Here is a 24,334-nt window from a genome sequence, read left to right as displayed (position 1 = left end):
CGAAAGGAAGTGAAGAGATGGAAGATCCACGGATCACGCGTCTCGAGCAGGAGGTCGCGGCGTTACGACAACGAGTAGCTGCCCTTGAAGGACAGCACACTTCGCCTGTCGCACCTGAACCGAGCGAATCAGAAGTGAGTACGGTCGCTCGCCCAGCCCCGCGCCCTGCTTATACGAAACGAAAACCGGTTGTTCCTCCACCAACATTTAAGGAAAAGCGCTCCCGCGAAGAATGGGAACAGGTCATCGCAACTGTCTGGTTACCCCGAATTGGAGCAATATTCGCCGCACTTGGGGCTTTGTTCCTCTTTTCCTACGCCTCGGTTGCCGGTCTGATCAGTCCGCCTGTCCGCATCGGATGTGGGGTATTGATCGGTTTACTCGTCATCGCCCTTGGAGAATACCAGTATGAGAAGAAGCGACGTGAACTTGGGGTCGGGCTCGTCGCGACCGGTACGATCGTCGCCTTGGCGGCATTGTTCGCCGGAATGGCCTTATATCAATTCTATCCACCGTCATTAGCTTTCTTACTTGAGCTCGTCGTCGTTTTCATCGCGTACGGTCTGATGCTCTGGATGCGATCGCAAGCCTTGCTCGTCCTCGTATCCATCACCGGTTTCTTATTACCGTATCTACAATTATCGGACGACCCGAACTTACCGCTCTTCTTATTGTACGAAGTCGTCTTGTTCGCAGCGATCTTCTTTGCGGTTGACCGACTGAAGGCCAAAAAAGCGTTTGTCTTCGCTTGGGTGATCTTTACGATCGCACTCGCGTTCGGTCTACTCTCGTTAGAGCTCTACTGGCTTGATGAACAGGTACCACGACTTGATGAATGGTCTCTCTTACTTGCGACATTCTTCGGCTACGGTGCGACTTCCTTCGTCGGAAAACGGATTCAGTTTGAGAAGAACGTCCCAAGTTGGCTCGCTGGGGGTGTCGTCTTACTGACGTTACTGATCCTTGACTGGTCGTTCGGTACGCTGATCGCGATTCTGTTCGCTGGCACTGCCTACCTGCTCGCTGAACGATTGAAGGATTCCGCTCAAAACGGTGTCGGTCACGTCGCCTTACTCGTCGCCGTCCTCTTGATTCCGGCAGATGCCCTCAGCTGGACGTATCAACTGCGCTACTTTTTGATTGCTGGATTAATCGCTGCATTCTGGTTCGTTCCACGAGCGCGAATGCCACACCAACGGTTATTTAACGTCGGATTGTATGTCGTCTTCATCTTCTCGGCTGTCGTTGACTATGAAACCTACCAAAACCTAGGTTTGTCCTACGCCTTGACCGTTCTAGCGATGATCCTAGCTTCGACGGCGTTCGTCTTACTCCTCGTTCAGACACATCGTGATCCGGGCTGGAAAGGGTCGTGGCAACTTGTACTTGTCCTAGCGGCGATCGGTGTTTTTACGACCTATACGTTGATCATCATGGAGTTACCGTTCTATCGCGGTCTTGAAGAGACAGCGCGTAGTACGACGTTATCCGCGGCTTATATCGTCCTTGCCCTCGTGCTCGTCGCGATCGGTCGGATGCGGACGTCGTCGACATGGCGGTTATCCGGGTTGTTGCTCCTGACGATCAGTGCCGTCAAGCTTTTATTGTTTGACTTGTCATTCCTCACCTTGTTCCAAAAAGCGTTCGTCTTCATTGGCTTTGGGATTGTCACGTTCATAATTTCACGGACCTATTTCAAAAAACGAAAAAAAAATACCTGACAAAGCGCTTGGATTGGTCAAAAATGACTAATTCAAGCTTTTTTTATTACGCAAAAATTTTTATTGATAACGATTATCATTGTCGTCTATACTGATGAAGGAACTGACTTAACCATTTACAGGGGGAACGATAGATGAAACAAGCATTGTTGATGACAGGCGCACTCGCGGTCGTCTTAGCGGGTTGTAGTGAAGCCAAACAAGCGGAGAAACCAGCACCGAAAAAGGAGAATTTCGATCAGGTCGTCACCGATTACCGGACGTATGCAATCAATGAAATCGATACGTTCGTTCGTGAGACAGAAAAATTCACCGATGCCGTTCAAGCGGGCAAACTGGAAGAAGCGAAAGCATTGTACGCACCGACGCGGATGTATTACGAACGCGCGGAACCGATCGCGGAAGTGTTCGGTGATCTCGATCCGAAAATCGATGCGCGAGCAGGCGATGTCAAAGCGTCGGAGTGGGGTGGCTACCACCGGATCGAACAAGGGTTGTTTGAAAAGGGAACGACAAAAGGCTATGAAGCGTACGCGAAGCAATTGATGAAAGACGTTCATTTACTGCGGGCGAAGGTCGAGACGGTCGAGGTGACACCGGAATTACTCGTCACGGGGGCGACGGATCTATTAAACGAAGTCTCGACGTCAAAAGTGACAGGCGAAGAAGACCGTTATTCGCATACGGACTTATATGACTTCGCAGCAAACGTCGAGGGGGCTGAAAAAATCTATGACTTGTTGAACCCGGCGCTGAAGAAACAAGATGCGACGTTATCAAAAGAGATCGCTGCTCGCTTCAAGGATGTCCATGCATTACTTGACGCGAAGAAAAAGGGTGACGGGTATGTCCTCTACACGAGTCTCTCGAAACAAGACGTCAAACAGATGAGTGTCGCAATCAATGAACTCGCGGAACCGCTCTCGAAGATGGGCATCGTACTGGAGGGATAAGCATGAAACCAATACAAGAAGGCGTCACGCGACGGGATGTCCTGAAGGTCGCAGGCTTGACGAGTCTCGGGGCCGCCCTGTATGCCAGTGGTCTTGAGAAGTTTCTTCCGCGGACATTAACTGTTGAAGCAAGTGATCAAGAGCCGTTCTACGGGACGTATCAAGCAGGCATTTTGACACCACCACAAAACCACGTCCAAGTCGTAGCGTTTGATATCAAGACGGAGCGACGCGATGAACTCGTTGATTTATTAAAACGCTGGACACGGTTATGTGCCCGACTTGCGGCTGGGTTACCATATGGCGATTCCGACTCCCGTTACGTCCCACCGGAAGATACGGGGGAAGCGGACGGATTATCTGCCGGTCATTTGACGTTTACGTTCGGGTGTGGTCCAAGTCTATTTGACGGTCGCTTTGGTATTCAGCATAAACGACCGGAGGCGCTTAAACCGTTGCCGACGTTCGATCTCGATCGTTTAGATGAAAAATGGGGCGGAGGTGATCTTGTCGTTCAAGTTTGCGGTGATGATGCGCAAGTCGTCTTCCATGCAATTCGTAACCTCGTCCGTGTTGGGCGCGGAACGGTCGCGATGCGATGGTCGCAAGCTGGCTTCCAGCGCAGTAAAGCAGCAGATGCCTCTGGCGGGACGCCGCGCAATCTATTCGGCTTCAAGGACGGCACGGGAAATCCCGACGTCTCGAAGCAACAAGTCCGGAAAGAATCGCTCTTTTGTCAGTGGCAGGACGGGACGCCGTGGTTAACGAACGGCTCGTTCCTCGTCGTCCGCCGCATTCAGATGCATCTCGAAGTTTGGGACCGGACGATCCTGAAGGAACAGGAACGGACTTTCGGACGCGAACGTGCTTCCGGGGCACCGCTCGGCTCAACAGACGAGTTCGCTTCCGTCACCCCAGCGAAACGACAAGCTCGTGGCGAAGCTGCCTTACCGGTTGACTCGCATACCGCTGTCGCGCATGGAGACGGGAAGACAGCGATCCTACGCCGTTCCTACTCTTATCAAGACGGCATTGATGAGAAGACAGGTGCCCTCGATGCTGGACTACTCTTTTTATCGTATCAGCGTTCGCCAAAACAATTCATCGCGATTCAGCGCCGTCTTGCCGCACAGGATCGACTGAATGAATACATCACGCACCGTGGAAGTGCCATTTTCGCCTGCTTCGGTGGGATCTCGAAAGGAGGCTACATCGGTGATGCGTTATTTGCGTAATCTTGTCCTTTTACTTGTACTCCTTGTAGCTGGTCAACACGCGGTGCCTGTCCATGCTGCTTCGACGGATGATCTCTATGTCGCAATCGGACAAGCTCTGTCTGCCGTCGCAAGTGAAGATCGCACGGCACTGAATCAAGCCATCGATGAATTAGGGCAAGCTGCTCAAGATTTACCTGATCAACAAGCGGCAATCACGAAAGCCGTCAAACAGGTCGATGCAAAACGATCGGCAACGTTTCCTGAAGTCCGCGAGCAACTGACGGCACTCTCTGCTGCCGTTCGGAAGCAGGAAGAAGCCACGAAACCGAAGACAGATCCGGTTGCGAAAGCAAAGGTGAAGCAATTGCTTTCGTTGACAAAAGAGATGCGTCAAGTCAAAGCGAGCGATCGTCCGGCAGCGGAACAACGATTGTTGACCGCTTGGGCAACGCACGAAAGTCTTGTCCGTAATGACAGTATCGGTCACTATGGCAACATCGAGATGGCGCTTGCGTCGATTCGGATCGCTGCGGCGCGAAAGCCTGCGGATACGAAGGAGTGGAAGTCGGCACTTGATCAATTCGACAATGCAGTCCAGTCCTTCCTCGACGGAGAACAAGTCCAAGCGAAGAAAACAGGACTGCAGTCACTGCTGACACCGCTTGAAGAGGCGCAGACCGCGCTTGCAGCAAGTGATTTGCCGCAAGCGAAGCTGGCACTCGAATCGTTTCTGAAGACCTGGCCGCGAGCCGAAGGTGAGGTCCGGACACGAAATGAAGGTCTCTATTCCCAGCTTGAATCAGACGTACCACTGCTACTTGCTCGGCTGACGCCGGAAACTCGGCAAAAGACGGCACAAGAACTCCAGTCGTTCGAGAATGCTATTGCACAATTACAAACAAAGACGCATTATACGTTCATCGACGCGATGCTCGTGATGCTCCGGGAAGGTTTGGAAGCATTATTAATCGTCAGTGCACTTGTTGCCTTTGCACGGAAAAGCCGAACCAAACAAGAAGGTAAGGTCTGGGCAGGTGCCGGGCTTGGTCTGATTGCAAGTGGTCTGTTAGCCCTCATCCTGCAGACAGTCTTTCAAGCCTCATTCGCAGCAACAGGTCGCGAACAAATCGAGGGCTATACGGGAATCGTCGCGGTCGTCGTCATGCTGTTCGTCGGCTACTGGTTGCACTCGAAAAGCGCCGTCGCGAAACGCAAACACTTTTTGTCGACGCTCTCAACGACGTCCTTGTTCTTCGTCAGTTTCTTGACGATCTTCCGGGAAGGTGCCGAGACGTTGTTATTCTACATCGGAATGGCACCAGCGATGACGAAGACTGCCTTGTTGTCCGGGATTGGTCTTGCAATCGTCATCATCGGACTCGTCTCGTATGCGGTCATCCAGATCGGTGTTCGTTTACCGATCCATCGTTTGTTCCAAGTTGCATCCTGGTTAATTTATCTGATGGCATTCAAGATTCTTGGTACGAGTCTGCACGCGTTGCAGCTGACAAACGTCTTACCGATCCATCCGATCAATGGACTCGGAACCGCCGGCTGGATCGGCTTCTATCCGACGATCGAGACACTCATCCCGCAAGTCGTCCTGATGATTTTGATTGCGATGTTTACGATCTGGCAAAAACGACGCACAGCAGCAATCCAGACGGCTGCTTAATCCATTTTTCAATTTCAGGTTTTAACTATTATGTTTCGGGTATAACTTCTTATCAGCAGCTTGCTGCATGAAGGAGAGGGATTTTTATGCTTGAAACGCGCATCGTACGAAACATGACCGCTGTCGACGCAGAAGTGACGAGCCTTAAATCAAGTGGTTATTCGAATAAACAGATCTATATCTTTGCGAAAGACGAAGAACTCGCGGAACGCATCGCGAACGATACGCAGACGTTACCGTATCGCGTGACGAAGAAGTCGTTCTTCGAGACCTTATTATCAGCCGTCCGGAGTAACCGGAAAGACCGGATCGCTCAGTTGTCCGAGCTTGGTATGACGAAGGATGTCGCCGAGGACCTAGAAGATGAAGTCCGACACGGTCGGATTGTCATCGTCGGTTCGAAGTCTGATTTACTGAATCCAGCATTTGCGGCATCGTATGTGGCGGATGAAGCAACCGATTATGGTGCTGGCGTTCCGAAACTCGAAGATGAGGAAACGACAACAACATTACCAGCCGATCAAAATGTCAAATTAAAAGATGAATGATACGTAAGCCTCCTGTTTCTCAGTATAGAGACAAGGAGGCTTTTGTTTAACCTTCTCTTGGAAGGGAATGGAAAGGATGAAAGGAGGAAAGATGATGCAATTCTTATATGTTGGCTATTACGATGCAGACCAGATGGATGCTTTATCGAAGGAAGAGATTGACGCCTTGATGTCGCGTTGTGATGCGTTGATGAACACCTTTAATAAACAAGTGAACGTTTTATCAGACTGGCACCCGGGTCTAGCGACACAAGCATTTTACTGGCGAGATGGTGTCGTGCAGACGAATGATGAACCAGATCGCTCGAGTGGGGAGCAAATCGGCAGTTTGATCGTCTTTGAAGCACGTGATTTAGATCATGCGATGGAACTAGCTTTCCTTCATCCGACGACTCAAGTCGCAGAAGGGGAATCTTACGGTTGGCGAGCGGAAGTTCGACCGTTATCAGGTACCTCATGATGTATGGATTATGGACGACATTTACGACTCAAAACGGACAACGCGACAACGTCATTGCCCTGTTGCTTGAAGCTGCGGCTTCTCTTGCGACGCATCCGGGCTGCCTGCACTACATCATCAGCCGTTCTGACGAGCCAGATGTTTTGCATGTTCGCGAAATTTGGACGGATTCGGCTACTCATCAAGCATCCTTAACTTTACCGGTGACGCAGCACTTGATTATGCAAGCGCGTCCGTTACTTGAACATGTTGAACGTGTACTGGAAGATCAACCGCTCGGTGGCAAAGGACTCATATAAATCAAAACCCCTTCTCTCATCGAGAAGGGGTTGAATGCTGTTAAGTTGCCTTCCAATTGATATCGATGACGTCCGACGCTCGCACCATTCGGCGCATACCTGTCGATGTGACGAGTTCAATCGTTCCACGGTCATGAAAAATCGCTTGGATTGAACCGGATACCGTATCCAGTTGTTTCAATCGGACGTGGACCGTCTGTCCGGTCCGGACTGCACGTTCCATGATGTGTTGCAAGGAGAGGCGATCACGAACAATCGTCTCTTCGCGTGATTGATACAAATGTTCAAGATGAAGGATATGCTGGCGTGAAGTCAGTTGTTTCCACTTGCGATTCGATCGTTTTTTAGATGCGAACATGGCTGACCACCTCCTGAATTGAGTCGTACGCTAGACAGTCGTGCGCTCTGCTTTAAATAATTCCCTTCAAGATCCGTGCTTAAACACGTGCACCTGACATTTTTTCGCGAAACGCCTCGATTGCCACAATTGCTTCTTGATCGTGTTCGACCTCACCCGGTGCATTCCCTTCGGCAAGAATCGTTGTCTCAAGCGTCGCACCGAGGAACGACGCGATATGCTTGAACTGCGTGACGAGTGCCTGTCCTTTGACGCGCGGATCGTCTCCACCGACGGCAATCAAGTGGAATCGTTTCCCTGCCATTCGGCTTTTAAAGTCGAGCTCTTCGTCGCGAAGTGACTCGCTGAATCGGTCGATGAATAATTTCATCTTCGTCGACATCGAGTACCAGTAAATCGGCGTGATGAACAGGATGTCATCGTGTTCAAGCATCGCTTCGACGATTCGGCGATAATCATCACCAATCGGCAAAAAGCCACCATGATGACGGCGGTCTTCAATCGGCTGAATCGAGACGTTCGCCAAATCGACAGCCACATGAGGGATGCCTTTCAACGCTTGTTCACCGAGCCATTCACTGTTTCCTTTACGTGAGCTACCATAAATCGTATACATATCGTGCATCTCCTTTTGAATTCGATTGTTTTATTCTATTCCAAACTTCACTGTCAATACACCGATATGCTCACAATTGGTTTTGAATAAGGGTTTTGCGGAAAAAGACAAGAAGACGAAAAACAAATAGGGGAGGAACTGTCGAATGGAGAGAAGTACGCTCATTGCGCTAGAAAAACACTTATATGCCATCCACCTCGAAATGGATGGACTGGCGCGGCTGATTACGAAACAATTAATTCATTTGAGCCAAGTGGCTGCATCCGTCGAACATTTTCGGCGGATGAGCTTTGATATCTATAAACATCGGACGTCGCTCGAACAGATTCCGTCACAAGTCTTATATGAGACGGCTCTCGATTACGAAGATTGGCTCGAGGAAGAGTTTGATGAGATCCCTGTTAATTGGCAACTGGCGACGAAAGAAGAAGAGGCACTCGAGCAGCTCTGGTGGTTCGAATTCTCACGGATTCTAGCGGAACTCGAAGAATGGCTCAGTCTTTATCTGATTCGCCGAATTCGAGAAGATGTCCGCTATATGCCACCGGTGATCGAGAAGAACGCCTACGCCTTGTCGGAAGATGCCCGACACGTCTTTTGGCGACTTTTACAACGTTCAGTTGCGAAGCCTTCATCAAAAATCAAGGCCAATCAATTATCGTGCCGAATGGGGATCGCCGAGATTGCCCGCTGTGCCCGCCTCAATCAAGATCGAACACGTCGTGCGATCGGTGAACTGAAGAACCGGGGACTGGTTGCGATCGAGGAGGACGACGAGAAGTTGAAGATGCGGCTTCGGCTTCAAGTCATCTGATTGAAAGCGATGAAGCGTTCAATCATGCGTTCATCCCGACGCGCGGATGGACCAATCCAAATGAGATGACCGGGGCTCTTCGATTCGATGAACTGTGCATGCGGAATGCTTCGTCGAGCGTGTTCGGCGTGTTCGAACGGAACAGCACGGTCTGACTTTGAATGGACGATCAAAACCGGACACGTGACGGCTTCGAGTCGCTCTTGTCCTAAGTCTTGCGTGATATCGAACAACACACCCCGTCCTGGACCATTTTGAAGACCGACCTCATATAACAACGAAGCATCCGTCTCACTGATGTGAGTACGGATCGTTTCGCGTGGTAAAAGACTCGTCATCTCGACCATCCGGACGGCCGCTTCTTCAGGAAACTTCCGAATTTTATCCTTCACATACGCCCAAATCCCCCATTGAATGAACTGCAAGGGACGCTGCAAGACCGGTTGGATGAGTAGGCGATGATAAGGAAGTGAAATCCGATGCGTCATCGCACATGCTAAGACGAGGGCATGAACGCCCGTATCCATTCCGGCAAGGGCGATCGCCGTCGGTCCTCCGGCTGAGATGCCGTAAACGGTATAGTGTTCGATTTGACGGGATGCGAGCCACCCGGCGTAAAATGTCGCGAGCGCCTCTGGATTATCTGCGAGTTGAAGTGGTGTTCGCCCATACCCCGGACGAGATGGTACGATGACACGATACCCTGCAGCAATCAATTTCTCGACATGGTAGATTTCCCGATAGTCCGACTGCGTCCCATGAATTAAAAGAATGACGGGACCGCTTCCGCTATCCCGGTAATCAAAGCGCTGACCGTTCCATTCTGCGATACAATGCATCCAAATTCTCCTATCTCTTAATATTTACCATTTTATTGTTAATCTAATTTTCTTTTTCATGTATACTGTAAAGTATAACCAAACCATTGTGACTTAGGAAATGAGGATGCGTAGTGTCAAACGAAAAATTAACAAACCGTGACCGCTTACTTGCTGTACGAGAAATCTTCGAACGTCAGTCGGATGAAGATCATACGTTGACGCTTGAGGAATTAAGCATGGAACTCTCGAAACGAGGCTTAATCGAGAAGCTATCCCGAAAATCGTTAAAGGATGATATTGCAGCACTTGCTAAATCAGGCTTCGACGTCGTGGCGGAAGAGACGAAGAATGGACTTGCCATTCCGTATCATCTCGTCAGTCGTCCTTTTGAACATCATCAGCTCCGATTGCTCGTCGATGCCATCGCTAGTGCGAAGTTCATCTCGGAAAGTGAGACAACATCTCTCGTCAAGACGCTTCAATCCCTGACGAGTGATAAGATGGCGGAGTCACTTCAGCCGGTCCTACATACTGTCAAAAAACCAAAAGGGATGACGTCCCGCTCAATCGATACGATTCAGAAAGCAATCAGCGAAGGTTTCGTCATCAGCTTCCAGTACCAAGGGAAATTCAACGAACGGACGCGAAAGTTCGAGTTACGCAAGGATGGCGAGCATTATCTCGTTTCACCAGCACATCTATTGATGGATAACGGTAATTACTATTTGATCGGAAGAGACGAACGGATCAAAGAGGTTCGAACGTATCGGGTCGACCGAATCGTTGATTGTAAAGCATTCGAACCGATGGAAGAACCGGTCTATGTCGAGCCAAGTTACTTAAGTAATATGTTCAACATGTATGGAGGAGAGAACGAGCAATTGACGCTTAAATTCCAGGAGAGTCTGATGCCGACCGTCGTTGACCGGTTCGGAACCGATATCCGTTGTCGTCGTCTCGATGACCTCTGGTTCGAGGTTAAGGTCGATGCGCTCTTTTCTGACGGCTTCATGATGTGGCTGATCCAGTTCGGCAACCAAGCAGAAATCATCGCACCTGTCGAACGCCGAGAGACATTCAAGAATAAAGTAGCGGGTCTTGCGACGATGTACCAAGTCGAAACACCTGCTCTTTAAGAGGTAAAGCAAGGTTCATTTGACCATGGATCTTGCTTTTTTAATTATTGAATAAAAAAATGTCGTTTTTTGTCGGATATTCATATTTGAATATTTTAAGCGAATAGTTCCAGTTACTATTATAGGTATCTGATACTTATGTAGGAGGAACGACATGCAACAGATGGAAAAAAGCCGATCAAACGGGATGCGGAAACTAGGTGTTTTCCTGTTCTTCGTTTGTTTATCCTATACATCTTGGTACTTATTCTCACTTTTTGTCTTTCATCTCGTGTTACCAGAAGATGTCATGACATCACTCGACATCGTCGCGTTCGGATTCAGTCCGGTTATCGCTCTTGTTGTCACCATCGGATCGCTACGTTTGATTGAACGGCGCATGAAACCTAAATTTACCCCCCTTTTATTCATCGGGTATATGCTTTCAACAAGTGTTTTGATCTATTATTCAGTTGCCTACGCGCTTCTACCCCGACTGTGACTTGCAACTCCCCAGCAATTGGCATATGCTACGCTTATAGCTTGCTAGGTAAGGGGGGATACGATGAACGCACAGTATATCCTCGACTGGATGCCGCTCGTGATTCCTGTCGGTGCCATCGTCTTTATTGTCGTCATTGCGCGTAAGGCTTCAAAAATCGATGCTGAAAAGTAAGAAGACTCCAACTAGGGAGTCTTTTTTTATCGGATTCCGTTGACACTTTATTCGCTCGATTTCCCTATTGTTCGAAAACATAACGCCACACATTTTTATGGTATAAAGAAACTAGGTGAAAGACCTAATATCAGGAAATCATGGAGGGACAGATGAGACAAAGAACCGTCATGACTTTACTTGCACTCAGTCTACTGCTTACCGTGTGTATGTTGAAAAAATCGACGTTGACGCCAAAAGCTAGTACCATCGATCTCACCATCGCTGTCGTCGGAACGGCTCCAGTTCTTACACAATCTCCGGACTTCCACTCAATTGATCTGTAGGAAATCAAAGGAGATTTACGTCAATATGACGCCGTCATGATCATGCCGGAGTACTTACATAAGGCAGCAGGACGTGACTATCCCTCCGTCTACCGGAAAGCACATATTCCATTTTTCTTCATCGGCTCTCAAAAATCCATCGAACCGTTTCTTGATCCGAGTCTCTCCTATGAGGGAAGCATCTCGGTGCCGAATCCGACGTTTGCAGCTGGTATGCTCTATGACGATACGCAAGAGACGACCTGGTTGTTCGGAGAGGGGATCGAACGACCGAATCGTTCGGAGCAACTGAGGATCTATCAATCGATTTTTCAAACGATTGAACAGAGCCACCTGGAAAATTAACGCTTGAAGGAAACTAAACCGAAAGTGTCCGGAAGTGTACTCATTTCTTTCCGCTTCGGTCTGTTTTTCGTCCATCGAAATGTTTTGTTGGCGCTAAGACGATTTCCCGGATATTGACATGTTGTGGTGGCGCGATGGTGGATCAAACCGTCTCTGCGACTGGTGACTTGCGACGACACTACGCAATCAATTGATGCGCACTTAATGCGACAAAAAGCCCTTGCTCCACGAGCAAAGGCTTTTTGTTAACGTTCGATTTGTTCGCGTACTTGACGCCGGAACGTTTGGATATCATAGGCGGGTTCGCTTGTACTGAATTCAATCCCGTCGATTAAACGCGCATTGGATGACGCATCCGGGAACTCAATCCGCATCAACCACTCAAGCGTCGTCTCCTCATGACGTCTTGGGAAGGCTTGTTCAAGTTGCGAAGCAATCTTCAGCAACGGGTGATGACTATAACGTTTTGGAGCATGCGTTCGTACCTGTTTGGAACGTTTGACAGTCTGTTCCATTTCAATCGGAATGACTTTTCGCTTCCGGATGACGTACAGCGTGATTGCAACGAACAATACAGTCACGATTGCCGTCACGATCCAAATCCAATGTGACGTTCCCGCTTGGACCGTTGCTTGTTTGACGTCTTCCACGCTTTTGATGTTTTCAAGTCCCATCGCGCGGTTCGTCATGTTGTCCGCTTTTCGTCCGAGTGGCTCCGTCCAAAGGAAGAGGGAGCCAAATGCTTCAAACAGCGGTCGGATCGAATTCGTCACGGACCCTACGAGTACTTCCTTCGTCAATCGAAAAAGACCGGCTAAAAGGAGCCCTAACGTCAGCATCAGACCAACTGTTGAGAAGATACGTCGCCATTCTGTCATATAGGTGACGACGAATGGATACGCGACGACAAGGAAGAGGAGCAAAAAGGCACCAAGCGGTGGAGTCACACCTGGGAATAGAATCATCACGCCACCGACGATCAGTCCACTTGCGGCGTAACGCCAAGCTGACTCGACCGTATCAAGAAATGCGGTCCAGGCGACGAAGATAAGAGCTAAAATACAAGCAACCGGAGATAGAATGAACAGTAATCCCGCTGCGAGTAGCTGTAGTCCAATCCGAAGCGAGCGGTGCGGCACGAAGGCAAGTGCCGGGAAAACGAGTGCTAGATAGAACGGAACGGGTAACAGACTCGCTAGGAAAATCCACCAGAGAATCATGCGCTCACCCCTTTCTGCCGATGACCGAGATGGATCTCTGCCGTCGTTGACGGAACGCTCCGTTGTAAGCGTTTCGTGAAATAGCGGCGCTCGAGTGGTAAGTCATATTCTGAGATCCGGGCAAGACATTCCATCGTCCGCAGGAACTGATGTTTCCCCGTACCGGACGGGACATGATACCACTGACCCGTTCGATTGACCATCGAGATCCAAAGACTGTAGGAAGCGCCTTGTTTTTCGAGTTCGCGGATGATTGTTGCGGCACGCGATAAGAGTTTCTCGAAGTCAGAGCGGAGGGCGAGCCCGTCTGCTGACAGACCATCGACGATCACGGCATAATCATGATTACGTTTCCGATCATATTGATACGAATACAGTTCGTTTGTCTTTGCATAGGCAGACCAATAGATCGATTTCGCATCTCCGGAATAGGGAACGACTGAATGAAAACTCGAACGATCCGAAAACGGACTCGAACGATCAATCGTCTCACCCGGAATCATCCGCTCGTTCCACTCGACGGACGCTGGTGCGAAGTCCGGGAAGACATGCCCAAGTTCCTGGATGTCGAGCGTGATATAGATCGTCATCAGATGAAACGGATCCGAGATCATGATGTCAAACGATTGAATCCGAATCGTTCCTCGCTGTGCGGCAATGACATCGATTGAAAACGGGACGATCGTCTGTTTACCGACATACATGTGTTGACGCCAAAACTGACTATTCGCGTCAGGAAGCTTGATTTGATCCCCGAGTAGACCGGAAATCGTAATCCGTCCAAGCGGCAACTTCGTCGGATTCGTCAGCTCGAACGGAATCTGGATCGCTTCTTCCCGGAAAGCACGGACTGTCTCAAGGAGGCGGACGTGGATCCGCTTCGCGACATATTCAAGATAATAGGGCATCACCCAGCCGTATATCGTATAGGCAAATAACAAGGCCGCCATCCAAACAGGACCATAGAGTCCGACGATGATCCCACTTGCGCCCGTCATGGTGAGAATGATGAGGTTAAAGGCTTTTGGTGTGATCAATTGCATGATTACACCTCAGTTGGAACGGTGAGTGAATCGAGAACCTGCTGAACGAGACGTTCGTTCGACAACTTCAGCGTCGCTTCAAGTGTTAGGACGAGTCGGTGAGCGAGAAGCGGCGTTGCTAAGTGTTTGACGTCTTCTGGTGTGACGTACGTCCGCTCTTGCATCCAAGCACGCGCTTTTGCTGCCTTTAAAAGGGCGAGTGTCGCTCGTGGACTTGGTCCAATCTCAACGTCACGATGGGCGCGGAGTGCGTCACAGACATCAAGTAAGTAATTTTCGACGCTGTCCTCAATCGTGACAGCAACCACTTCCTCTTTCCAGTCGTTGAGTTGTTCAAGTGGAATGTGTAGATCGGCTGCGGTCAGATGCGCTCCACGTAACAATGCTTTTTCCGCTTGACGCGTCAGGGGAGCGAACGACAACTTGAACAAGAAGCGGTCGAGTTGCGCATGGGGGAGCGGGAACGTGCCGTGTCCGTCGAACGGGTTTTGTGTCGCGATGACAAGAAAGTGTTGGGGTAGCGTATACGACATATCACCAATTGTCACTTGCGCCTCTGCCATGGCTTCAAGGAGAGCGGACTGGGTCCGTGGAGTCGTTCGGTTGATCTCATCAACGAGGACAATGTTCGCAAACAGCGGACCAAACCGTTGTTCGAACGACCCAGTGAGTGGGTTAAACAGCTCCATTCCGAGTAAATCCGTCGGTAACGTATCTGCTGTACATTGAACACGTGAGAATTTTGCATCGAGTGTCTGCGCGAGTGCTTTTGCTAGTGTTGTCTTACCAGTCCCAGGGCGGTCTTCGAGTAAAATATGCCCCTCGGCAAGTAAACCGATCAATAAATGATCAATCACATCGTCCTGACCAAGGACGGATTGCTTAAGTGATGTCCGTAACGTTTGAAACATAAATGATTCCCCCTTTAAGATGCTTTGTATTTCTAAAGTGTACGAAAATTCAGAAAAAACCGCTAGTAATTTTCCTAAAACGATTGGTCTAGAAATACGTCTACCTTTTATACTACCATTTTCATCCAAAAGTTTCGTGAAATATCAAAAACATTGAAACAGGATTAGGAAGTCATTTATCGAATAATGTATTTAGGGTTGCTAAGATAAGGAGGAATGGACTCATGAAACAATACACTACGGAATCCGATACCACTCCAGTCGTTCAACATGACGTCGTCCATAGTCCGCTCGATGATTACCAACGCGTCGTTTCCGGAGGTCCCCCGAATCGTCGTGCCTTTGCCGCGATCGGTCGACTCCCAATCGGATTACGTTTGCTTACGTATACGCTTGGTTTTTTATTCACAGCAAGCATCCTCACTGGACTCATCATCAGTCTACTTGATTAAAAAAGACTCCCTCAGCGCACCGAGGGAATCCCATCATTCTTCAAAGAGATCATCCATCAGCTCGGTGATCTCTTTTTTACGCACGTTCGTCTCGTTGCGTAAGATTCGAATCGAGCGTCCGCTCCAATCGAGTCGGTCGCCAATCGTCGCTTGGCGCGGTAAACGACTTTTCGGTAACGTGATCGTCTCACGGTCGTCGGTCTCACAAATTGCTAGATCATCTTCAAAATCAGCTACGGTCAATCGCATCTGATACACCTCCGCGTCTAGTTATTCCGGTCGTAAATCAGGCCGGTTCGATTCCTTGATACCGTCACCAGTCGAGATATACTGAATCGTTCCACTTTGATCGGTTCGGTCAATCGTAATCCGTTCTGCCTTCAGTTCTTGTAAGACGGAAGGACGTGGATGACGATAGGCATTGTCCTTTCCGGCTGAGATCAAGGCACGTTTTGGTGATGCAGCTTGTAGGAAGGGCAGGGAGGACGATGTGTCTGCCCCGTGATGTCCAAGCTTTAAGACATCAGCACGTACATCGGTGTTTGACTCGAGTAATTGTTGTTCAGTTCGGATCGGCGCGTCGCCCATGAAGAGGAAGCGGTCTTGTCCATGTTCGACCCGGAGGACGGCACTCCAGCTGTTAAGATCCTGTGTCCCGTCTGTTAGAGGAGCAAGGAACGTAAAGCGTGCAGCTTCACTCGGTATTTTAAGACCTGCCTTAACTGACTTGATCGTCACTCCTTCGCGTTTGACGGCAAGGAGGAAATCGCGATACGTCTCCGTCGTATGCGTGACTCGCGGGGCATAGACGCTGTCGACTGGAAAGGCATCGAGGACGGTATCGAGTCCACCGATATGATCGGCGTCCGGATGTGTCGCAATGACCGCTGTTAAGCGTTTGATACCCAATTTTTGCAGGTAGCGGACGACATCTTCGCCTTTGCCGTTATTCCCACCATCAATCAAGATCGCATCTTCCTTCGTTCGGATGAACGTGCTATCTCCTTGACCGACGTCAAAACCATAGATCTCCATCTGTCCTGCCGTCGGGGCAGGGGGTGCTTCGTCCCGTGTCGTATAGAAGATGACGATTAAACAGAGTGCTAATAGAATCGTTGATCCCCATTTCAACATGTCGGTTCCTCTTTCTCGAACAGATACAGCATGCCATTGCGCGGATGACCGAACCGTGGTCCGCTGTAACCGCGTCGTTTTAAGGCAGCGCGCATCAGAATCATCATGCCGCCGTGACCGACGAGTAGAACCCGTTCGTCGTCTTCGAACATTAATTGATTTAAGAGCACTTCAATCCGTTCATTCGCATCCTTGATTTCGGCTTGAATTCGTTTACTGAACGGGGCTGCGAATCGACCGAGAACCGCCCAGCCGAGGAACGGTAATCGGAGATTCGACCGAATCGTTGGAAACGGCACTTCACGCAGCAGATCCGTCACGATGATTTCTTGATCATAAACGCTTTGCGCCGTCTGGACGGCACGCGGCATACTACTGGCATAACAGACTGTCCAGTCAATCTGACCGAGCTCGACCGGTTGAATATCGATCTCTGACGTATCATACCGTTCAATCCATTTTTCAATATCGCTAGCGCTAATCCAGCCTTTCGTCGGATATCCTTCCGTCACCCGGTGATGCCTGACTAATCCAATTTGTTTCATATGTCGTACGACGGATTAAACCGTCTCCCTCACTTTCATTCATCGTTTACAAAGCGACACGGATTGCCAGTCCACATAAAATCGCTCCTAAGATACTGAGCAAGCTCCCGATGATGTAATATTCCGCAAAGCGGCGATCTTCAAACTGTTTAAAACGAGCCAATGCCTTCAAGGCAATGATGAAGCCAATGGCTCCAGTTGCATTTGTGACAACGAGTAGGGTGATGATTGCGCGTTCGACGAGACCGATATAACGTCCGATCCCGCTTAATTCCGTCGTATAACTGCGCGCAGAATCTTCGACTTCGTGCGTGACGGTCCGCGAGATGCCGTCTAACTGCTCTTTGCGTGTCACTGTCCGCTCGAAATGCGCTTCAATCAACCGCGGCGCGAATGGTGCGAGCATCAAGGCGATTCCGTGACCGAGTAACTCCGTCGTCACTAAACTAAAGCAAAGAATCCACAGGATCTGCTCCGGTCGCGAGAATGACAACGACCAATCGATCGGAACGAACACCCATGTCAAGGCGATGATGGCAACGATATGTAACGCTTGATCGATCCAGTACGCTACTGCTTGTTTGACGCGGCGTTTGAGCGGGGAAGCATCGAGCAGGGCGTGAAACACGAGAATGCTGCCTCCAAGCCATCCGGCGATGTCGATGGTCAATTCCCCTTGGATGACGAAGAACGCAAGCACAAGTAGCATCAGAGCCGTATGAACGGCAAGATGTTGTAGTAAGATGCGTTGGTGTCGATGTTTCAGTTGTGCCATTCGTTTCGTCTGTAATGGAAAATCAGCAAGTAGATGGACAAGTAAAAGACTAAGTAAGACGGTCACCGAATCGCCTCCCAGACTTGGAATTGCTCCAGTGCCTGGGTCAAGGCAGCTTCAAGTCGCTTCCGTTGCTTACGCTGCGAGCGGGAGACGAGTTTTGCGACATTTACGCGGGCATCTTGTTCCTTGAAGCCCATCTTCAGTCCGATCTCTTCATACGTATCATCCGGATATCGATCCATCAACCGGTGCAGTTCAATCTGACGGTCCGTCTTCCCGAAGTAAGCCGGATACAGCATCTCGAGATAACCGTTTAGCAAGGCAGTCGGTAAGTAGGGCGGTCCAGCAAAGGCAATCCGCGATGGAAGCGTCTTCGCTAATTCCTGTGCTTCGAAAGCATGAATGATCGCACTACCATTGGCTTCTTCAGCCCGCGTCGTCGAAATCGTCTCATATTGACCAAATCCAATCCCGATGTAACCTGGCAATTCTTGATTCAATAAGTGCAGAATGACCGGATAACTAACCGGATAATCCGCGAATACCGCTAGTAAACTATCGCCGGATTTGATTTGAAACGGAACAATACTCAATGGAAATGCTGTATTCAAATCGTTCGCGAGTACACGAAGCGCTTGAAGTAACGCTTCTTTGCTCGGATAATCGCGGGAGCCTTTGACATCAAACGACAAAGCAACAGCTTGCATGACGATTCCTCCAATTCATTTGTTACCACAATGATGGAAACATTTAATTTGTTACCGTTTAAAAGGTAACATTTGCAGTGTTACTGTTATTAGAGTAACAAAGAATAAGGAGGAAGACCAACAGGACGATAGACCGATTTTTAAATGGCAGGGGGATAAGTGGATCTGACTAAAATATCATTTTTTTATTCAAGTTAACATAACATATATTATCAATAGTTATAAGAATTCGTCTCATAATCAAGGTAAACTTAAGATAGTGAGACAAAACAAAAAAACACGGGATTAACCGTGTTTTCGACAATCATACGGACGTGTCCGTTCCAATCGATGAATCAAACGATCCAAGAATATATGATGGCGGCGTTCGAGTTGCGTGATCCGTTCAAGCGGCAACCACGCGAAATCAAAGAAATCACCGCAATCCTGACCGTCACCAGCAACACAATGCGTCCAGCGGTTCTCTTGGCATTCAATGTGCGCATGATAGAAATACGTGTAATGCACCCGCATTCGCTCCGGATAGCGCATCTCTTCTTCGCCGATGTACTGGACGGATGCTAACGAGAGACCACTTTCCTCAAGCGTCTCACGGACAGCCGCTTCTTTTGCGATTTCAGCATCTTCGATCGTACCTGCAGGAATCTGCCAATCACTCTCAGGAGCCGATTGTGGATGAAAAACAAGTAGTTCCCATCCGTTAGGTTTTTCCCGAGTGATATAGATTGCTACTTTTTCGCGACGTCTGAATTTCATCTTCATCACCTCTCCAAGGTCGGCAGATTGCACAACAAGCAGCTAAAGGGACGGTCCCGTAGCTGCTTGATCAATTGACGCTATAAGCAAAGCTGCGGAGACGCGTGACCCGACGCTTGTTCGTGACGAATCGTGACCTGACTATTTCTTCTATTGTAGCCGTTATTGGTCAGTGTTTCAATTTGTAAACGATATTTCTCGCGATAAATCTCAAAATTCCGAGCATTCGTCTCAAAATTCCCTCTCCTGCCCTGCTAAATCTAAAAAAGCTCCCCCGCTATCCGGAGGAGCCTTATCTCATCGTGTATACCAGTCGAGCAATGGACCGAATTTCTCTTCATCATAGGCGAATGAACCGTTCGATAAGCGGTCGAGGAACGATAACGAACCGATTTGGATCGTTTTCTCCTGCTCTTTCCCGCTGAGAACCAATTCCTTTGCTTGCGTGACATCGATCAATGCTGCGACCCGGTGTGGCTTTGACTTCAAATCACGCAGTAACTGTAAGCCACGGAGCGCACGGCTCGAGACTTGGAACTGATCTGCGAGACGCATTTTCTTCAAGGCACCCCGTTGCGTCAAAAGAACGATCTGCGGCGCTTCCTTGAAGCCAATCGCACCCGCGACGACGTCCTGATCCTTCAGGTTGATCGCCTTGACACCGGCAGCCCGGACACCGACGACCGGGACATCATCTTCCGTGAACCAGAGCCCGAAACCGTTCTGTGTCGCAAGGAACAGGTCCGTTTGACCCGTCGAGACCTGAGCGTACAAGACTTCGTCGTCTGCCTTCAGACGGACGCCTTGGAGTGGTTTTGACTTCCGCTGTGCATTGTAATCACTCAGTTTCGAGCGTTTGACCATCCCTTGACGGGTAACGAACAAGCAGTGATGGGCTTCATCGAACGAGCGGACGAGATCCGCTGAAAGAACCCGGTCACCCGGTTCGAGAGGGACGAGGTTCGCGACGTGTTGACCGCCATCTTTCCATTTCGTATCCGGCAATTGGTGGACCGGAATCAGCAAGTAGTTTCCGCGAACGGTCCAGACAATCAAGTGATCGGTCGTCATCGCTTGCCCTTGGAGCAACGGACGATCCTGTTCCTTCAAGTCCGGTAAGTCGTTCGAGGCACCGAATGAACGGAGTGATGAACGTTTGACGTAACCGTTCTTCGACAGGAAGACCATCGTTTCCTCGACAGCGATCATGACTTCCGTCTTCAGCTTCAGTTCTTCTACTTCCGCTTCGATCGTCGAGCGACGTTTGTCCGCGACTTGTTCCTTCAAGACCGTCAATTCCTTGATGATGAGACGATTACGTGTCTTTTCATCGTTGAGGATCTTCTCAAGACGAGCGATCTCCTTCTCGAGTTTTGCCGCTTCTTCCTGCAACTCGACGATATCGGTATTCGTTAACCGGTAGAGTTGAAGCATGACGACGGCTTCCGCTTGACGGTCCGTGAAGTTGAACCGCGCAATCAGCTTGTCCTTCGCATCTGCTTTATTCGATGCAGAACGGATCAAGGCAAGTGTCTCATCGAGGACAGAGATCGCTGTCATCAAGGCGGAGACGACTTCCTGGCGGCGTTTCGCTTGCTCAAGATCAAATGCTGTCCGACGGATGACGACTTCCTTGACGTGTGCGAGATACGCATCGAGGAGCGTCAAGACACCCATTTGCCGCGGTGTCCGCTCGTGGATCGCGACCATATTGTAGTTATAGGCAATTTGTAGATCCGTTTGTTTGAGATAGAAGTGTAAGACACCTTCCGCGTCCGCTTCCTTTTTCAACTCGATGACGACCCGTAAACCGTCACGATCAGTCTCATCACGGACTTCGGCGACACCTTCAACCTTTTTATCAAGACGGAGTTCTTCCATCCGTTTGACGAGGTTCGCTTTATTGACCTCATACGGGAGCTCCGTGATAACGATTTGCTGGCGACCGCCCCGCAATGTCTCAATCGTTGAACGCGAACGGATGATAACTTTCCCGCGTCCTGTCTCGAACGCTTTCTTGATGCCGTCAAGCCCTTGGACGACACCACCAGTTGGGAAATCAGGGCCTTGCATGTGCGTCAATAAGTCATCGACGTTCTGAACCGTACCGGAAATCCGACCGATCGCAGCATCAAGGACTTCCCCCGCGTGGTGCGGTGGAATCTCGGTTGCGTAACCGGCGGAAATCCCCGTCGAACCGTTCATCAGCAGGTTCGGTAGTAGTGATGGTAAGACAAGCGGTTCCTCCGTCGTATCATCGAAGTTGAGCGTGTAATCGACAGTCTGTTTATTGATCCCGTCGAGAATGAGACTCGAGACTTTCGAAAGACGGGCTTCCGTATACCGCATCGCTGCCGCGCTATCGCCGTCGATTGATCCATTGTTTCCTTGCATATCGATCAACGGATAACGGAGCTTCCACTCTTGGCTCAAGCGGACCATTGCTTCATAGACCGATGAGTCACCATGCGGGTGGTAGTTACCGATGACGACGCCGACCGTCTTCGCCGATTTCCGGTAAGCACGGTCGAACAGGTTTCCTTCCGTATGCATCGCATACAAGATCCGGCGTTGTACTGGTTTCAGACCATCACGGGCATCCGGTAAGGCACGATCTTGAATGATATATTTCGAATAACGACCAAACCGGTCGCCGACGACTTGCTCGAGCGACAGGTTCAGGATGTTTTGTAGATTAGACATGTTCGTTCACACTCTCTTTCGTCACGTGCTCATTCTCGATGATCGAGAGGTCTTCTGCGAGACCGAAGGCGACATTGTCCTCGATCCACGTCCGGCGGTGTCCGACGTTATCTCCCATCAGGACAGAGACGCGTTTTTCCGCTACGGCAGCATCGTCGATCGTAACCCGAATCAACGTCCGTGTCTCGGGATCCATCGTGGTTTCCCAGAGTTGCGGTGCGTTCATCTCCCCAAGTCCTTTGTAACGCTGGATCATATAACCTTTACCGAACTTCTTCGTCGTTTTCTTAAGTGTCTCTTCGTCCCAGACGTATTCGAACTTCTCCGATTTGCCTTTTCCTTTTGAGACGCGGTAGAGCGGTGGTAAAGCAACGAAGACCTTCCCAGCGTCAATCAATGGGCGCATGTAGCGGAAGAAGAACGTCAACAGCAAGACTTGGATATGCGCGCCATCGGTATCGGCATCGGTCATGATGATGACTTTGTCGAAATTACAATCTGACAAGTCGAAATCAGCTCCGACACCGCCGCCAATCGCGTGAATGATTGTGTTGATCTCTTCATTCTTCATGATATCGGCAAGTTTCGCTTTCTCTGTGTTCAAGACCTTCCCACGAAGTGGAAGGATTGCTTGGAACGTCCGGTTTCGTCCTTGTTTCGCAGAACCACCGGCAGAATCACCCTCAACGAGGAACAATTCATTCTTGTCCGCGTTTTTTGAAGCCGCAGGTGTCAGTTTTCCGTTCAAGATGCTCGAACGTTTTTTCTTTTTCCCGTTTCGTGCTTCTTCGCGAGCTTTCCGTGCCGCTTCCCGGGCTTGCGCAGCGCGAATTGCTTTTTTGATCAACAGCGTCGCCGTTTGTGGATTCTCTTCCAAGTACGTCGAGAGACGACGACTGATGACAGCGTCACAGCTCGTCCGCGCTTCCGGTGAGCCGAGTTTCGACTTCGTTTGTCCTTCGAACTGGAGGAATTCTTCTGGGATCCGGATCGAGACGATCATCGTCAACCCTTCGCGGATATCATTTCCGTCAAGGTTCTTATCCTTTTCCTTCAAAAGCGTGTTCTTTCGGGCATATTCATTCATGACCCGTGTCATTGCTGTTTTTGCCCCGACTTCATGTGTGCCGCCGTCGCGTGTCCGGACGTTGTTGACGAACGAAAGGACGTTTTCCGAGTACGCATCCGTGAACTGGAAGGCGATATCGACTTCGATCTCGTTTTCCGTTCCTTCGAATGCAACTGTCGGATGAAGCGTATCTTTATCATCGTTCAAGTACTGAACGAATTCGCTGACACCGTCTTGGTACTGGAAGATATCCTGTTTGTCGGACCGTTCGTCCGTCAACGTAATCTTCAGACCTTTTAGCAAGAAGGCTGATTCGCGTAAGCGTTCCGCAAGCGTATCGTAGTTGTATGTCAACGTACTGAAGATCGAGCCATCTGGTTTAAAGTAGACGCTCGTTCCTTTTTGACGCGTCGTACCCGTTTCAAGCAACGTCGTCTTCGGAATCCCGCCGTTTTCAAACGTTTGCTCATATTGTTTCCCGTCACGGAAGATCGTTACTTTCAAATCCGTTGATAAGGCGTTAACGACCGACGCCCCGACGCCGTGTAAGCCACCGGACGTCTTATATCCACCTTGACCGAACTTACCACCGGCGTGAAGGACCGTGAAGATGACTTCAGCAGTCGGTTTTCCCGATGCATGCATCCCTGTCGGCATCCCACGTCCATGGTCACGGACCGTGATCGCATTATCTTTATGGATCGTGACATCAATTTGTTCCCCGAATCCTGCAAGTGCCTCATCGATCGCGTTATCAACGATCTCGTAGACGAGATGGTGAAGTCCACGGTGATCGGTAGAACCGATATACATACCTGGGCGCTTCCGGACTGCTTCGAGTCCTTCGAGCACCTGTATGGCATCATCATTGTAGTTATTTAAGTCTGTCGCCATTCAATTCACCTCAAAATTCGAAATTACGACGTCGTTTTTACAAACGTTCGTTCGTTATTTCAAGTAGTCTGTCTCTAATTGTAGGCATCTTCTTGCTTCCTGACAAGCATAACCTGTAATGGGCATGAAAAAAGACACCTTCACGAACGGGTGAAGATGCCTAAAGTCGTGCGATGAC

27 protein-coding genes are annotated in these 24,334 nt (G+C 49.6%); 13 read left to right on the top strand and 14 right to left on the bottom strand.

Features of this window, described 5'->3' with window-relative positions:
- The first annotated feature begins 17 nt into the window (after positions 1–17).
- The 7 genes from BW42_RS04480 to BW42_RS04450 all read left to right on the top strand — a co-directional run bounded on the left by BW42_RS04480 (position 18) and on the right by BW42_RS04450 (position 6,873).
- On the top strand, positions 18–1,721 hold the full coding sequence (locus BW42_RS04480; RefSeq protein ID WP_035408000.1) for a DUF2339 domain-containing protein: 1,704 nt from the start codon (positions 18–20) through the stop codon (positions 1,719–1,721).
- 134 nt (positions 1,722–1,855) lie between these two features.
- A complete protein-coding gene (gene efeO, locus BW42_RS04475) occupies positions 1,856–2,674 on the top strand; it encodes an iron uptake system protein EfeO (RefSeq protein ID WP_035407998.1) in 819 nt (272 codons plus the stop codon).
- 2 nt (positions 2,675–2,676) lie between these two features.
- A complete protein-coding gene (gene efeB / locus BW42_RS04470; RefSeq protein WP_369792028.1) occupies positions 2,677–3,909 on the top strand; it encodes an iron uptake transporter deferrochelatase/peroxidase subunit in 1,233 nt (410 codons plus the stop codon).
- Positions 3,893–5,566, top strand: coding sequence for an FTR1 family protein (locus BW42_RS04465; protein ID WP_035407994.1), 1,674 nt, complete (start codon positions 3,893–3,895; stop codon positions 5,564–5,566). The genes efeB and BW42_RS04465 overlap by 17 nt, the downstream gene beginning before the upstream one ends.
- Before the next feature lie 86 nt (positions 5,567–5,652).
- Positions 5,653–6,114: a general stress protein gene (locus BW42_RS04460; RefSeq protein ID WP_035407992.1), complete on the top strand. Its 462-nt coding sequence runs from the start codon at positions 5,653–5,655 to the stop codon at positions 6,112–6,114.
- Between the two features lie 94 nt (positions 6,115–6,208).
- Positions 6,209–6,574 (top strand): YciI family protein, encoded by a 366-nt coding sequence (locus tag BW42_RS04455; RefSeq protein WP_035407990.1) that lies wholly within the window; start codon positions 6,209–6,211, stop codon positions 6,572–6,574.
- Positions 6,571–6,873 carry a putative quinol monooxygenase gene (locus tag BW42_RS04450; RefSeq protein WP_035407987.1) on the top strand — a complete coding sequence of 101 codons (303 nt, stop codon included), beginning with the start codon at positions 6,571–6,573 and terminating at the stop codon, positions 6,871–6,873. Before BW42_RS04455 ends, BW42_RS04450 begins: the two co-directional genes overlap by 4 nt.
- Before the next feature lie 40 nt (positions 6,874–6,913).
- Here the strand turns inward: BW42_RS04450 and BW42_RS04445 are convergent, their stop codons facing one another.
- On the bottom strand, positions 6,914–7,231 hold the full coding sequence (locus BW42_RS04445) for a hypothetical protein (RefSeq protein WP_035407985.1): 318 nt from the start codon (positions 7,229–7,231) through the stop codon (positions 6,914–6,916).
- Between the two features lie 79 nt (positions 7,232–7,310).
- Positions 7,311–7,847, bottom strand: a complete 537-nt coding sequence (locus BW42_RS04440) for a flavodoxin family protein (RefSeq protein WP_035407983.1) — start codon at positions 7,845–7,847, stop codon at positions 7,311–7,313.
- Positions 7,848–7,992: 145 nt separating this feature from the next.
- On the opposite strand from BW42_RS04440, the gene BW42_RS04435 reads away from it, so the two are divergent.
- Positions 7,993–8,661 carry a hypothetical protein gene (locus BW42_RS04435; RefSeq protein ID WP_035407981.1) on the top strand — a complete coding sequence of 223 codons (669 nt, stop codon included), beginning with the start codon at positions 7,993–7,995 and terminating at the stop codon, positions 8,659–8,661.
- Here the strand turns inward: BW42_RS04435 and BW42_RS04430 are convergent.
- Positions 8,649–9,500 (bottom strand): alpha/beta fold hydrolase, encoded by an 852-nt coding sequence (locus tag BW42_RS04430; protein WP_035407979.1) that lies wholly within the window; start codon positions 9,498–9,500, stop codon positions 8,649–8,651. The genes BW42_RS04435 and BW42_RS04430 overlap by 13 nt on opposite strands.
- Before the next feature lie 113 nt (positions 9,501–9,613).
- Between BW42_RS04430 and BW42_RS04425 the strand changes: the two genes are divergently transcribed.
- From BW42_RS04425 to BW42_RS04415, 4 genes are all read left to right on the top strand, one after another.
- On the top strand, positions 9,614–10,618 hold the full coding sequence (locus BW42_RS04425) for a YafY family protein (RefSeq protein WP_035407977.1): 1,005 nt from the start codon (positions 9,614–9,616) through the stop codon (positions 10,616–10,618).
- A 154-nt stretch (positions 10,619–10,772) separates the two neighbouring features.
- Positions 10,773–11,099 carry a hypothetical protein gene (locus BW42_RS04420; protein ID WP_035407975.1) on the top strand — a complete coding sequence of 109 codons (327 nt, stop codon included), beginning with the start codon at positions 10,773–10,775 and terminating at the stop codon, positions 11,097–11,099.
- 326 nt (positions 11,100–11,425) lie between these two features.
- A complete protein-coding gene (locus BW42_RS16270) occupies positions 11,426–11,599 on the top strand; it encodes a hypothetical protein (protein ID WP_155960150.1) in 174 nt (57 codons plus the stop codon).
- 42 nt (positions 11,600–11,641) lie between these two features.
- Positions 11,642–11,944, top strand: coding sequence for a hypothetical protein (locus BW42_RS04415; RefSeq protein ID WP_155960149.1), 303 nt, complete (start codon positions 11,642–11,644; stop codon positions 11,942–11,944).
- A 245-nt stretch (positions 11,945–12,189) separates the two neighbouring features.
- Here the strand turns inward: BW42_RS04415 and BW42_RS04410 are convergent, their stop codons facing one another.
- The 3 genes from BW42_RS04410 to BW42_RS04400 are packed head-to-tail and all read right to left on the bottom strand — an operon-like array spanning position 12,190 to position 15,118.
- Positions 12,190–13,164 carry a hypothetical protein gene (locus BW42_RS04410; RefSeq protein ID WP_035407970.1) on the bottom strand — a complete coding sequence of 325 codons (975 nt, stop codon included), beginning with the start codon at positions 13,162–13,164 and terminating at the stop codon, positions 12,190–12,192.
- Positions 13,161–14,207, bottom strand: a complete 1,047-nt coding sequence (locus BW42_RS04405) for a DUF58 domain-containing protein (RefSeq protein WP_035407969.1) — start codon at positions 14,205–14,207, stop codon at positions 13,161–13,163. Before BW42_RS04405 ends, BW42_RS04410 begins: the two co-directional genes overlap by 4 nt.
- Before the next feature lie 2 nt (positions 14,208–14,209).
- Positions 14,210–15,118, bottom strand: coding sequence for a MoxR family ATPase (locus BW42_RS04400; protein ID WP_035407966.1), 909 nt, complete (start codon positions 15,116–15,118; stop codon positions 14,210–14,212).
- 224 nt (positions 15,119–15,342) lie between these two features.
- Here BW42_RS04400 and BW42_RS04395 point away from each other — a divergent pair, with 224 nt between their 5' ends.
- A complete protein-coding gene (locus BW42_RS04395; RefSeq protein WP_035407964.1) occupies positions 15,343–15,570 on the top strand; it encodes a hypothetical protein in 228 nt (75 codons plus the stop codon).
- 33 nt (positions 15,571–15,603) lie between these two features.
- On the opposite strand, the gene BW42_RS04390 is transcribed toward BW42_RS04395, so the two are convergent.
- The 8 genes from BW42_RS04390 to parE form a co-directional block, all read right to left on the bottom strand.
- On the bottom strand, positions 15,604–15,819 hold the full coding sequence (locus BW42_RS04390; protein WP_035407963.1) for a DUF3006 domain-containing protein: 216 nt from the start codon (positions 15,817–15,819) through the stop codon (positions 15,604–15,606).
- Positions 15,820–15,840: 21 nt separating this feature from the next.
- Complete coding sequence (locus tag BW42_RS04385) at positions 15,841–16,704, bottom strand: ComEC/Rec2 family competence protein (RefSeq protein WP_231496851.1); 864 nt, start codon at positions 16,702–16,704, stop codon at positions 15,841–15,843.
- Positions 16,698–17,249 (bottom strand): histidine phosphatase family protein, encoded by a 552-nt coding sequence (locus tag BW42_RS04380; protein WP_035407960.1) that lies wholly within the window; start codon positions 17,247–17,249, stop codon positions 16,698–16,700. The genes BW42_RS04385 and BW42_RS04380 overlap by 7 nt, the downstream gene beginning before the upstream one ends.
- A 46-nt stretch (positions 17,250–17,295) precedes the next feature.
- Positions 17,296–18,090 carry a DUF3307 domain-containing protein gene (locus BW42_RS04375; protein ID WP_035407958.1) on the bottom strand — a complete coding sequence of 265 codons (795 nt, stop codon included), beginning with the start codon at positions 18,088–18,090 and terminating at the stop codon, positions 17,296–17,298.
- The gene (locus BW42_RS04370) at positions 18,087–18,734 is read right to left on the bottom strand and encodes a hypothetical protein (protein WP_035407956.1); all 648 of its coding nucleotides are present in this window, start codon (positions 18,732–18,734) and stop codon (positions 18,087–18,089) included. Before BW42_RS04370 ends, BW42_RS04375 begins: the two co-directional genes overlap by 4 nt.
- A gap of 285 nt (positions 18,735–19,019) precedes the next feature.
- Entirely contained in the window at positions 19,020–19,490 is a 471-nt protein-coding gene (locus tag BW42_RS04365) for an NUDIX domain-containing protein (RefSeq protein WP_230088538.1), read from the bottom strand.
- Positions 19,491–19,787: 297 nt separating this feature from the next.
- Entirely contained in the window at positions 19,788–22,193 is a 2,406-nt protein-coding gene (gene parC / locus BW42_RS04360) for a DNA topoisomerase IV subunit A (RefSeq protein ID WP_035407954.1), read from the bottom strand.
- Complete coding sequence (gene parE / locus BW42_RS04355) at positions 22,186–24,156, bottom strand: DNA topoisomerase IV subunit B (protein WP_035407952.1); 1,971 nt, start codon at positions 24,154–24,156, stop codon at positions 22,186–22,188. Before parE ends, parC begins: the two co-directional genes overlap by 8 nt.
- Positions 24,157–24,334: the final 178 nt, after the last annotated feature.

Source organism: Exiguobacterium sp. RIT341 (assembly GCF_000632205.1).
In the GTDB taxonomy this organism is placed as follows: domain Bacteria; phylum Bacillota; class Bacilli; order Exiguobacteriales; family Exiguobacteriaceae; genus Exiguobacterium_A.
Note: the sequence above shows the minus strand (reverse complement) of the source record. Positions and strands in the feature narration are given on the sequence as shown.

What these genes read in the sequence shown, in the direction of transcription:
- BW42_RS04480 (WP_035408000.1), top strand. Translation starts at nt 18, where the DNA reads ATGGAAGATCCACGGATCACGCGTCTCGAGCAGGAGGTCGCGGCGTTA.
- efeO (WP_035407998.1), top strand. Translation starts at nt 1,856, where the DNA reads ATGAAACAAGCATTGTTGATGACAGGCGCACTCGCGGTCGTCTTAGCG.
- efeB (WP_369792028.1), top strand. Translation starts at nt 2,677, where the DNA reads ATGAAACCAATACAAGAAGGCGTCACGCGACGGGATGTCCTGAAGGTC.
- BW42_RS04465 (WP_035407994.1), top strand. Translation starts at nt 3,893, where the DNA reads ATGCGTTATTTGCGTAATCTTGTCCTTTTACTTGTACTCCTTGTAGCT.
- BW42_RS04460 (WP_035407992.1), top strand. Translation starts at nt 5,653, where the DNA reads ATGCTTGAAACGCGCATCGTACGAAACATGACCGCTGTCGACGCAGAA.
- BW42_RS04455 (WP_035407990.1), top strand. Translation starts at nt 6,209, where the DNA reads ATGCAATTCTTATATGTTGGCTATTACGATGCAGACCAGATGGATGCT.
- BW42_RS04450 (WP_035407987.1), top strand. Translation starts at nt 6,571, where the DNA reads ATGATGTATGGATTATGGACGACATTTACGACTCAAAACGGACAACGC.
- BW42_RS04445 (WP_035407985.1), bottom strand. Translation starts at nt 7,231, where the DNA reads ATGTTCGCATCTAAAAAACGATCGAATCGCAAGTGGAAACAACTGACT.
- BW42_RS04440 (WP_035407983.1), bottom strand. Translation starts at nt 7,847, where the DNA reads ATGTATACGATTTATGGTAGCTCACGTAAAGGAAACAGTGAATGGCTC.
- BW42_RS04435 (WP_035407981.1), top strand. Translation starts at nt 7,993, where the DNA reads ATGGAGAGAAGTACGCTCATTGCGCTAGAAAAACACTTATATGCCATC.
- BW42_RS04430 (WP_035407979.1), bottom strand. Translation starts at nt 9,500, where the DNA reads ATGCATTGTATCGCAGAATGGAACGGTCAGCGCTTTGATTACCGGGAT.
- BW42_RS04420 (WP_035407975.1), top strand. Translation starts at nt 10,773, where the DNA reads ATGCAACAGATGGAAAAAAGCCGATCAAACGGGATGCGGAAACTAGGT.
- BW42_RS16270 (WP_155960150.1), top strand. Translation starts at nt 11,426, where the DNA reads ATGAGACAAAGAACCGTCATGACTTTACTTGCACTCAGTCTACTGCTT.
- BW42_RS04415 (WP_155960149.1), top strand. Translation starts at nt 11,642, where the DNA reads ATGCCGGAGTACTTACATAAGGCAGCAGGACGTGACTATCCCTCCGTC.
- BW42_RS04410 (WP_035407970.1), bottom strand. Translation starts at nt 13,164, where the DNA reads ATGATTCTCTGGTGGATTTTCCTAGCGAGTCTGTTACCCGTTCCGTTC.
- BW42_RS04405 (WP_035407969.1), bottom strand. Translation starts at nt 14,207, where the DNA reads ATGCAATTGATCACACCAAAAGCCTTTAACCTCATCATTCTCACCATG.
- BW42_RS04400 (WP_035407966.1), bottom strand. Translation starts at nt 15,118, where the DNA reads ATGTTTCAAACGTTACGGACATCACTTAAGCAATCCGTCCTTGGTCAG.
- BW42_RS04395 (WP_035407964.1), top strand. Translation starts at nt 15,343, where the DNA reads ATGAAACAATACACTACGGAATCCGATACCACTCCAGTCGTTCAACAT.
- BW42_RS04390 (WP_035407963.1), bottom strand. Translation starts at nt 15,819, where the DNA reads ATGCGATTGACCGTAGCTGATTTTGAAGATGATCTAGCAATTTGTGAG.
- BW42_RS04385 (WP_231496851.1), bottom strand. Translation starts at nt 16,704, where the DNA reads ATGTTGAAATGGGGATCAACGATTCTATTAGCACTCTGTTTAATCGTC.
- BW42_RS04380 (WP_035407960.1), bottom strand. Translation starts at nt 17,249, where the DNA reads ATGAAACAAATTGGATTAGTCAGGCATCACCGGGTGACGGAAGGATAT.
- BW42_RS04370 (WP_035407956.1), bottom strand. Translation starts at nt 18,734, where the DNA reads ATGCAAGCTGTTGCTTTGTCGTTTGATGTCAAAGGCTCCCGCGATTAT.
- BW42_RS04365 (WP_230088538.1), bottom strand. Translation starts at nt 19,490, where the DNA reads ATGAAATTCAGACGTCGCGAAAAAGTAGCAATCTATATCACTCGGGAA.
- parC (WP_035407954.1), bottom strand. Translation starts at nt 22,193, where the DNA reads ATGTCTAATCTACAAAACATCCTGAACCTGTCGCTCGAGCAAGTCGTC.
- parE (WP_035407952.1), bottom strand. Translation starts at nt 24,156, where the DNA reads ATGGCGACAGACTTAAATAACTACAATGATGATGCCATACAGGTGCTC.